This is a genomic window from Pseudomonas sp. F01002 (genome assembly GCF_004402115.1).
Lineage (GTDB): Bacteria > Pseudomonadota > Gammaproteobacteria > Pseudomonadales > Pseudomonadaceae > Aquipseudomonas > Aquipseudomonas frigoris.
On record NZ_SOPU01000011.1, the window covers coordinates 178639 to 188507 of the forward strand.

The 9869-nt window shown below is 59.5% G+C and carries 10 protein-coding genes; 7 read left to right on the top strand and 3 right to left on the bottom strand.

What is annotated here, in order from left to right; genetic code table 11:
- Positions 1 to 344: 344 nt before the first annotated feature.
- The 3 genes from E3W21_RS06370 to E3W21_RS31695 form a co-directional block, all read right to left on the bottom strand.
- The gene (locus tag E3W21_RS06370) at positions 345 to 1820 is read right to left on the bottom strand and encodes an inorganic phosphate transporter (RefSeq protein WP_129441808.1); all 1476 of its coding nucleotides are present in this window, start codon (positions 1818 to 1820) and stop codon (positions 345 to 347) included.
- A gap of 377 nt (positions 1821 to 2197) precedes the next feature.
- Positions 2198 to 2398, bottom strand: coding sequence for a hypothetical protein (locus E3W21_RS06375; protein WP_007935837.1), 201 nt, complete (start codon positions 2396 to 2398; stop codon positions 2198 to 2200).
- Between the two features lie 47 nt (positions 2399 to 2445).
- A complete protein-coding gene (locus E3W21_RS31695; RefSeq protein ID WP_256661531.1) occupies positions 2446 to 2574 on the bottom strand; it encodes a hypothetical protein in 129 nt (42 codons plus the stop codon).
- Positions 2575 to 3076: 502 nt separating this feature from the next.
- Here E3W21_RS31695 and pcaR point away from each other — a divergent pair.
- The 7 genes from pcaR to pcaG all read left to right on the top strand — a co-directional run bounded on the left by pcaR (position 3077) and on the right by pcaG (position 9840).
- Positions 3077 to 3919, top strand: a complete 843-nt coding sequence (gene pcaR, locus E3W21_RS06380; protein ID WP_008147316.1) for a pca regulon transcriptional regulator PcaR — start codon at positions 3077 to 3079, stop codon at positions 3917 to 3919.
- Positions 3920 to 4060: 141 nt separating this feature from the next.
- The gene (locus E3W21_RS06385; protein ID WP_111450928.1) at positions 4061 to 5407 is read left to right on the top strand and encodes an MFS transporter; all 1347 of its coding nucleotides are present in this window, start codon (positions 4061 to 4063) and stop codon (positions 5405 to 5407) included.
- Positions 5408 to 5691: 284 nt separating this feature from the next.
- Entirely contained in the window at positions 5692 to 6549 is an 858-nt protein-coding gene (locus E3W21_RS06390) for a CoA transferase subunit A (protein WP_134418817.1), read from the top strand.
- Complete coding sequence (locus E3W21_RS06395; RefSeq protein WP_129441811.1) at positions 6549 to 7328, top strand: CoA-transferase subunit beta; 780 nt, start codon at positions 6549 to 6551, stop codon at positions 7326 to 7328. The genes E3W21_RS06390 and E3W21_RS06395 overlap by 1 nt, the downstream gene beginning before the upstream one ends.
- Positions 7325 to 8530 carry a 3-oxoadipyl-CoA thiolase gene (pcaF, locus tag E3W21_RS06400; RefSeq protein ID WP_178082711.1) on the top strand — a complete coding sequence of 402 codons (1206 nt, stop codon included), beginning with the start codon at positions 7325 to 7327 and terminating at the stop codon, positions 8528 to 8530. Before E3W21_RS06395 ends, pcaF begins: the two co-directional genes overlap by 4 nt.
- A gap of 37 nt (positions 8531 to 8567) precedes the next feature.
- Positions 8568 to 9272 (top strand): protocatechuate 3,4-dioxygenase subunit beta, encoded by a 705-nt coding sequence (gene pcaH, locus E3W21_RS06405; RefSeq protein ID WP_134418818.1) that lies wholly within the window; start codon positions 8568 to 8570, stop codon positions 9270 to 9272.
- 1 nt (position 9273) lies between these two features.
- Complete coding sequence (gene pcaG, locus E3W21_RS06410) at positions 9274 to 9840, top strand: protocatechuate 3,4-dioxygenase subunit alpha (protein ID WP_134418819.1); 567 nt, start codon at positions 9274 to 9276, stop codon at positions 9838 to 9840.
- Positions 9841 to 9869 lie beyond the last annotated feature (29 nt).

Consider the following 9869-nt stretch of genomic DNA (forward strand, 5'->3'; position numbering starts at 1 on the left):
TCTGTTTTTTGCAGGGTTTGGATTTTTTATCTGGAAGGATTCGCATAAGCGCAAACCGTAGGTCTTTCTGGAAGCAATGAGCACGCAAGGCATTTTGGGCAACTTCGGTTGCCCTTTTTTTTTGCGTGCGAAAATCTGTCGGATGTACATAGAACTACTGTGGGAGCGGGCTTGCTCGCGAAGGCGGCTTGGCAGCCAATATAGATGTTGAATGTTATGGCCTCTTCGCGAGCAAGTCGGATCGCCGCACCGCCGCTCCCACAGTTGATCGGTGGTGTAGCGAAGATTGCGGCATAAAAAAGGCGCGAACCTCACGGAACGCGCCTTTTTTGTGCGGCTATGTATCAGCTGCCCAGTGCCTTCGACGCCAGCCAGAACAGGCCGGCCGACAAGGCCACTGTGGCTGGCAGGGTCAGGACCCAGGCCAGCAGGATGGTTCTAACGGTGCCGCCTTGCAGGCCGCTTTTGTTGGCGACCATGGTGCCGGCCACACCCGAGGACAGGACGTGGGTGGTGGACACCGGCAGGCTGAAGATGTTGGCCATGCCGATCAGGCTTGCGGTAGTGATCTGTGCCGACATGCCTTGGGAGTAAGTCATGCCCTGCTTGCCGATCTTCTCGCCGATGGTCAGAACCACGCGTTTCCAGCCGACCATGGTGCCCAGGCCGAGTGCCAGAGCGACTGCCAGAATCACCCAGAACGGGGCATATTCGGTAGTGGTGGTCAGGTCTTTGCGCAGCTTGTCCAGGTCAGCCTTTTCACGGGCGTTGAGGCCAGGCAGCTTGCCGACTTTCTTCGCCGTGTCGTCCAGGCAGAGCAGATAACGACGCACTTCGATGCGGCTTTCCGCCGGCAGCGAGTGGTAGTCGGCTACACCTTTAAGGGTGCCAAGCAGGGCGGTGATGGTCGGTTCGGTCTGTTGCGGATTGCAACGGAATTTCTCCGGCAGATCGCCCTCCACGCTTTTGCCCAGGGCCAGGAATTCACCCAACGTATCGGCATTGCGCTTGTAGAACTGGCTCAGGTGCAGGGTCGCGTCGCGAGTCCGTTCGATCTGGTAGGTCGTGCTGCCCAGGTCGAGTACGAACTGCGCCGGAACGATGCCGATCAGCACTAGCATGATCAGGCCGATACCTTTCTGGCCATCGTTGGAGCCGTGCACGAAGCTCACGGCCATGGCCGAAATGACCAGCACCAGGCGGTTCCAGAACGGCGGGTGTTTCTTGTCGTCGATCTTGCGGCGTTGTTCCGGCGTCTTGTGCATCTTCGACAGTGGACGCCACCATTTAAGGCCGATCAGTATCAGTGCGGCGACCAGGAAGCCCGCCATCGGCGAGAACACCAGGGACGCACCGATATCAATTGCCTTCTGCCAGTTCACGCCATCAGCCAACGGAATGTCGTTGATCAGGGCGTTGGCCAGGCCGACACCGAGGATCGAACCGATCAGCGTATGGGAACTGGAGGCCGGGATACCGAAGTACCAGGTGCCCAGGTTCCAGGTGATGGCGGCGGCAAGCAACGAGAACACCATGGCCAGCCCGTGACCGGTGTTCACATTGATCAGCAGCTCTACCGGCAGCAGGTGGACGATGGCATACGCCACGCCGACACCGCCCAGCAGCACGCCGAGGAAGTTGAACACACCGGAAAAGAACACCGCCAGATGAGGCGGCATGGCTTTGGTGTAGATAACAGTGGCCACCGCGTTAGCGGTGTCATGAAAGCCGTTGATGAACTCGAAGGCGAGGACAAAGGCCAGGGCGAGCAAGAGGCTCACAAGCACCCAAGCATCTAGTCCGCTGAATAAATCGATCATGAAGGTTTTCTGACCCGGTCGTAAGGGGGCGCGATTATGCCAGAAAAGACTGCTAATCGATGCACTAGGTGCTCATCGGTAACATTCTTCAACGAATTAATTTGTGGCAGTAGCCCAAACCCCAGGTTTTTACTGGGTTTTGCAAGTCATTGAATTTCTTTGAAAAGGCCGCAGCCACAAGGCGTCCTCTCGTAGGAGCAAGAGGTTTTAACGCTTGTGTGAAATATCTGAAAAGAGGGCCAGACATGAGCCATTTGCCTCATCCGGTGGGTGAGGTGGCCGCTGCCCGCTGGTAGCGGGCGCGAAAGGCATCATCGATACATCCCGCTTTTAACGGGTGCAGACGCAGACCCTTGAAAGGATTCAGGCCAAGGCGATTATGGCTCTTCGGCTTTGAGTTCCTTTTCCATTTTCTGCAATTCTTGAGTGAAAGCCTGATCCTGAACAGTGGCGCGTTTACGCCAGGGTTTGCGTTCCGGTTCGGGCTGAGCGGCGTAGGTGGTGACTTCCCCGCCGTAAACTTCCTTGTAACGTTGTTCCTGGCGCTCAAGTTCCGCGCGCAGTTCGTCTTTCGTCACAGTGCTACCTGAATGAGTTGAGATAAATTCTGGTGAAACGCGCTGCATCAAATGTATTTGACCACGCTCGCCGAAAGGACAAGGCCCGCAAAGGCATCATTTTTTACGACATTGCGATCAATTACTTCCATGTTGCAGGCGGCCACGGCACCAGAGATAAACAGCTGACGTAGCATCAGATTCCTGTTTCAGCGAACACCTTGGCGAAGCATATGAAATGAGTGTCAGGCGCTTGCTGCGGGTAACGGCGATGGAACATCGCGCTACCGGTGGCGGAATCGGCAATTAAAAACCGGACACCACTGAATTGCATTATAGCGGTCGATTCGAAGAACACTATCGCCAAAGAGTTAAAAGTGGGTCTTGATGTGTGATTGTTTTGTTACTCGCAAGTTTATACGGCTAACTAGGTCGTTCGGCGGCACGACGTTACAGTGATGCCTTTCTGACGCCATTAAGTCGAACAAGTTAGGACAATTACATCGGTCCTTCTAATCTGCGTCAGAGTCAGTATAAAAATAGGTGCACCCCCGTTCAATAGTCGGCTGCCCCTGGTGGGAGTCCATTGCGATTACCGGTCGATGGTTCGATAATCGCACAGTCTTGGCTGCTCGGGCTTGTGTGAGGGACCGGCTGCCGCTTGTAATAGCCGCTGATCCGCGTGGAAAAGGACCTTATATGAACGATCAAATGCGCAATTCCTTCGCTTCAGTGGCGCCGCCGATCGTTGCCTCGCCCGCCAAGCGGATCCAGGCACTGACCGGCGACCCGGATTTCATGACCTCCCTGGCCCGTGGCCTGGCCGTGGTGCAAGCCTTTCAGGAGCGCAAGCGTCACCTCACCATCGCCCAAATCAGTCATCGCACGGAAATTCCCCGCGCCGCTGTGCGACGTTGCCTGCACACGCTGATCAAACTCGGCTACGCCACCACCGACGGCCGTACGTATTCGCTGCTGCCTAAAGTACTGACGCTTGGCCATGCCTATGTGTCCTCGACGCCGCTGGCGGTTTCCGCTCAGCCCTACCTGGACCGCATGAGCGAGCAACTTCATGAAGCCTGCAACATGGCCACTCTGGAAGGCGATGACATCTTGTACATCGCTCGTTCGGCCACCACCCAGCGACTGATTTCCGTCGACCTGTCGGTGGGTGGACGTCTGCCGGCCTATTGCACCTCGATGGGGCGGATTCTTCTCGCGGCGCTGGACGATACGTCACTGCGCGAGTACCTCGACCATGCAGAGCTGCAAGCCAAGACCAGCCGAACCTTGCACACCCCCGAGGCGTTGCTCGAATGCCTGCAAGAGGTGCGGCAGCAAGGCTGGTGCATCGTCGATCAGGAACTGGAGCAGGGTCTGCGCTCGATTGCCGTTCCGGTGTACGACGCTTCCGGCCAAGTGGTCGCGGCGCTAAACGTCAGTACCCACGCCGGCCGAGTCAGCCGCAACGAGTTGGAACAACGTTTCCTGCCTGGCCTTCTGAGCGCGAGCCGCGACCTTAGCGCGCAACTCTTTGCGTAAGCCATTTGCCTAAGCTGTTCGATAAACGCACAGACTCGCGTTTATCGAATTGACGCTCTTTCCCCAAGATCACTAATGTCGCGGCAGCGCCAGCCTTGGCTGGCTTCCGTCCGACTGCGTTCTTTGCGTGGAATAAAAATAATGAACCAGCCCCAGTCTGCTGTAGGAAACTGCCTCGACGTGCAGTCCTTCATCAATGCTCAACCCATTTCGCGCTACCAATGGCGAGTGGTGATCCTGTGTTTCCTGATTGTTTTCCTCGATGGCCTCGACACGGCGGCCATGGGTTTCATCGCGCCCGCCCTGTCACAGGACTGGGGCATCGACCGCGCCAGTCTCGGTCCGGTGATGAGCGCGGCGTTGATCGGTATGGTCTTTGGCGCACTGGGTTCTGGCCCATTGGCTGACCGCTTCGGGCGAAAAATCGTACTGGTGGGCGCGGTGCTGTTGTTCGGCGCGTTCAGCCTAGCTTCGGCTTACAGCACCAATGTCGATCAGTTGCTGGTGCTGCGTTTCCTCACTGGCCTGGGCCTTGGCGCCGGCATGCCGAACGCCACGACGCTTCTGTCCGAATACACCCCGGAGCGCAAGAAATCCCTGCTGGTGACCAGCATGTTCTGCGGTTTCAACCTCGGCATGGCGGGCGGCGGTTTCATTTCCGCCAAACTGATTCCGGCCTTTGGTTGGCACAGTCTGCTGATGATCGGCGGGATTTTGCCGCTGATCCTCGCCGTCGTATTGCTGTTCTGGCTGCCGGAATCGGCGCGCTACCTCGTCGTCCGCAATCGCGGCACTGACAAAGTGCGCAAGACCCTGGCGCCCATCGATCCAACCGTAGTAGCTCAGGCTTCCAGCTTTAGCGTGCCGGAACAGAAAACCGTGAAGGCCCGCAACGTGTTCGCGGTGATCTTCTCCGGCACCTACAGCACCGGCACCTTGTTGCTGTGGCTGACCTACTTCATGGGGCTGGTGATCGTCTATCTGCTGACCAGTTGGCTGCCGACGCTGATGCGTGACAGTGGCGCGAGCATGGAGCAGGCGGCATTCATCGGCGCGTTGTTCCAGTTTGGTGGGGTATTGAGCGCGGTGGGCGTGGGCTGGGCGATGGACCGATTCAATCCGCACAAGGTTATCGGCATTTTCTATCTATTCGCCGGGGTATTTGCCTACGCGGTAGGGCAGAGCCTGGGCAACATCACGCTATTGGCGACGTTGGTGCTGGTGGCCGGGATGTGCGTCAACGGCGCGCAATCGGCGATGCCTTCACTGGCGGCGCGGTTTTATCCGACGCAGGGGCGGGCGACTGGGGTGTCGTGGATGCTCGGAATTGGCCGCTTTGGCGCGATTCTAGGTGCGTGGATGGGCGCAACGCTGCTGGGCCTGGGCTGGAATTTCGAGCAGGTGCTGACAGCGCTGGTGATTCCGGCGGCATTGGCGACCACGGCGGTGGTGATCAAGGGCATGGTCAGTCATGCGGATGCGACCTGAGGGTCTGATCCGAATCTGATGTGGTTTTGATGACCTCTTCGCGAGCAAGCCCGCTCCCACAGTTGATCGCATTCCCCTGTGGGAGCGGGCTTGCTCCGGGCGGCGTTCCGACGAAGCATTTGATCTTATCGATAGCCAGACAACAATCTGTTCGATAAACGAACACTCAGTCGATTATCGGATTGTTTGGCGTTTTTCAGGGGCTTACTCTTCAGTCATTCCGGCGCTGCGCATCGCGCCTTTTTCTTCCACTGTCGGTTCATAACAAAACGGGAGCCTGCCCCATGGCTGAAATCCTTTCGCTGCACGACGCGGTGAAGCAATTCGTTAACGACGGCGATACGGTCGCGCTCGAAGGCTTCACTCACCTGATCCCTACGGCGGCGGGTCACGAAATCATTCGCCAGGGCAAGAAAGACCTGACCCTGGTGCGGATGACGCCTGACCTGATCTACGACCAGTTGATCGGCGCCGGTTGTGCTCGCAAGCTGATTTTCTCCTGGGGCGGAAACCCGGGCGTCGGTTCGCTGCATCGCCTGCGTGACGCCGTCGAGAAGCAGTGGCCGCACGCGCTGGAAATCGAAGAGCACAGCCACGCCGACCTGGCCAATGCCTACGTCGCTGGCGCTTCCGGCCTACCGTTCGCGGTGCTGCGTGCCTACGCCGGCTCCGACCTGCCGAAGGTCAACCCGCTGATCAAAACCGTCACCTGCCCATTCACCGGCGAAGTATTGGCGGCCGTGCCTTCGGTGCGCCCGGACATTACCGTGATTCACGCACAGAAAGCCGACCGCAAAGGCAACGTGTTGCTGTGGGGCATTCTCGGCGTGCAGAAAGAAGCCGCACTGGCCGCCAAGCGCTGCATCGTCACCGTCGAGGAAATCGTCGACGACCTCAATGCACCGATGAACTCCTGCGTTCTGCCGACCTGGGCCTTGAGCGCGGTCTGCCACGTTCCCGGCGGTGCGCATCCGTCCTACGCTCACGGCTACAACGAACGTGATAACCGTTTCTACCAGGCTTGGGACCCGATTGCCCGCGACCGTGAAACCTTCACCGCGTGGATCAACGAGTACATCCACGGCTGCGCTGACTTCAACGAGTTCCAGGCCAAACTGGCCGCTGCTTCGGAGGCCAAGTAATGACTTACACCACCAACGAAATGATGACCGTCGCCGCTGCCCGCCGTCTGAAAAACGGTTCGGTGTGTTTCGTTGGCATCGGCCTGCCGTCGAAAGCCGCCAACCTGGCGCGTCTGACTTCTTCGCCGGATGTAGTCCTTATCTATGAATCGGGTCCGATCGGTGCCAAGCCGAGCGTACTGCCGCTGTCGATCGGTGACGGTGAGCTGGCGGAAACCGCCGACACCGTCGTCCCGACCGGTGAGATTTTTCGCTATTGGTTGCAGGGCGGGCGCATCGACGTCGGTTTCCTCGGCGCCGCGCAAGTCGACCGCTTCGGCAACATCAACACCACGGTGGTGGGCGATTACCATCAGCCGAAAGTCCGCCTGCCGGGTGCCGGCGGTGCGCCGGAGATCGCTGGCTCGGCAAAAAGCGTGCTGATCATCCTCAAGCAGTCGGCGCGTTCCTTTGTCGACAAACTCGACTTCATTACCTCGGTCGGCCATGGCGAGGGCGGTGATTCGCGCAAGCGTCTCGGCCTGCCGGGCGCCGGTCCGGTCGGCATCATTACCGACCTGTGCATCATGGAGCCGGAAGCTGAAACCCATGAATTCGTGGTCACCGCGCTGCACCCAGGCGTGACCCGCGAGCAAGTCATCGCGGCTACCGGTTGGGCGATTCGTTTTGCCGAGACAGTTGAAAACACCGCCGAGCCGACCGAGGTCGAACTGAAGGCGCTCAGGGATCTGGAAGCCCGCACTGCCGCGGCCCACGGCCAAGCACCCGGAGAAGCCTGATGCGTGACGTTTATATCTGTGATGCGATTCGCACCCCCATCGGCCGTTTCGGCGGTGGCCTGTCGGCGGTTCGCGCCGACGACCTGGCCGCCGTGCCGATCAAGGCACTGATGGAACGCAACCCGTCGGTGGACTGGAACGCGGTGGACGAGGTGTTCCTCGGTTGCGCCAACCAGGCCGGCGAAGACAACCGCAACGTGGCGCGCATGGCGCTGTTGCTGGCGGGCCTGCCGGAAACCATTCCGGGCGTGACCCTCAATCGCCTCTGCGCCTCGGGTATGGATGCCATCGGCACCGCTTTCCGGGCGATCGCCAGTGGCGAGATGGAGCTGGCAATTGCCGGCGGCGTCGAGTCGATGTCCCGCGCACCGTTCGTGATGGGCAAAGCTGATGCGGCGTTCTCGCGCAACATGAAGCTGGAAGACACCACCATCGGCTGGCGCTTCATCAACCCGTTGATGAAAGCCCAATACGGCGTGGATGCGATGCCGCAGACCGGCGATAACGTGGCTGACGATTACGAAGTTTCCCGCGAGGATCAGGACGCTTTCGCACTGCGCAGCCAGCAACGGACAGCCGCCGCGCAAGCTGCAGGATTTTTCGCCGAAGAAATCGTTGAAGTGCGCATTGCCCACAAGAAGGGGGAAAGTGTCGTCAACCAGGATGAGCATCCGCGCGGCGACACCTCGCTGGAAGTCCTGGCCAAACTCAAACCGGTCAATGGCCCGGACAAGACCGTCACCGCCGGCAACTCCTCGGGTGTGAACGACGGTGCCGCGGCGTTGATTCTCGCCTCAGCCGAAGCCGTGAAAAAGCACGGCCTGACCGCTCGCGCCAAAGTGCTGGGCATGTCCAGTGCCGGTGTCGCACCGCGTGTAATGGGCATCGGCCCGGTCCCGGCGGTGCGCAAATTGACCGAGCGCCTCGGCCTGGCCGTCAGCGATTTCGATGTGATCGAAGTCAACGAAGCCTTCGCCAGCCAGGGTTTGGCAGTGCTGCGGGAACTGGGGCTGGCGGACGACGCGGCCCAGGTCAACCCGAACGGTGGCGCCATTGCCTTGGGCCATCCGTTGGGCATGAGCGGCGCCCGTCTGGTACTGACCGCGCTGCATCAGCTGGAAAAGACCGGTGGCAAGAAAGGTCTGGCGACGATGTGCGTCGGCGTGGGCCAGGGTCTGGCCTTGGCGATCGAACGGGTCTGACGCGCAGCGTTGATGAATAAGAACTGAGGAATGCTTCATGACTGACAAGCCTGGTTACCGCCGCCCGCAAGAGGGCACCCAGCCGGAATACCTGCACCCGGCCTATCAATCCACCAACCGTCGCTCGCCGTCCAAGCCGTTGGTGTTTTTGCCCCATTCGCTGTCGGAAATTACCGGTCCGACCATCAGTGCCGAGCGCATTCAGGCGCAGGACAACGACCTGACCGCCCAGCACAAGGGCGAGCCACTGGGTGAGCGCATCATCATTCACGGCCGCGTGCTGGATGAAGATGGTTTGCCGGTGCCGGGCATTCTGGTGGAGATCTGGCAGGCCAATGCCGCCGGTCGCTACAACCATGACCGCGACCTGCACGATGCGCCGCTGGACCCGAATTTCACTGGCACTGGCCGCACCGTGACCGACGCCGATGGCGGGTACCAGTTCCAGACCATCAAGCCCGGCGCCTACCCATGGGGCAACCACCACAACGCGTGGCGCCCGGCGCACATCCACTTCTCACTGTTCGGGCCGAGCATTCTGACGCGCCTGGTCACGCAGATGTATTTCCCGGGCGATCCGCTGCTGGCCTATGACCCGATCTACAACTGCGTACCGGATACCAGCGCCAAAGAGCGTTTGATCGCCAGTTTCGACCTGGAAAAAACCATCCCTTCCTATGCCCTCGGTTATCGCTGGGACATCGTCTTGCGCGGCCGCGAAGCCACGCCGATGGAGAAATAAGATGACGTTGAACGCGACCACATCCCACACCGTCGGGCCGTATTACCACATCGGTCTGACCTGGCTGAACCGCGAAGACCTGACGGTCGAACAAACTCTGGGCGAGCGCGTGGCGATCACCGGGCAAGTCATCGATGGCAACGGCGACGTCGTCAACGACGCGATGCTGGAAGTCTGGCAAGCCAACGCCGCCGGCAAGTATGACCACCCCGAAGACGATCAGGACAAACCCCTGGACCCGAACTTCGAAGGGTTTGGCCGGGTGCCGGTGGATGCCGAAGGGCGCTTTCGTTTCACCACGATCAAGCCGGGTACGGTAGAAGGCTTGAAAGGCACGACCCAGGCGCCGCATCTGGTGGTGCTGGTGTTTGCTCGCGGGTTGGTGAAGCACTTGCTGACACGGATTTACTTTGATGGCGAACCGACCAACGTGGGGGATCCGTTGTTGGAGTGTGTGCCGGCTGAACGTCGCAGTACTTTGCTGGCGAAGAAGGATGCGTCGGGTGTTTACCAGTGGAATGTGATCCTGCAAGGCACCGATGCCGAGACAGTGTTCTTCGACTATTGAGTAAACACCACAACCCCTGTGGGAGCGGG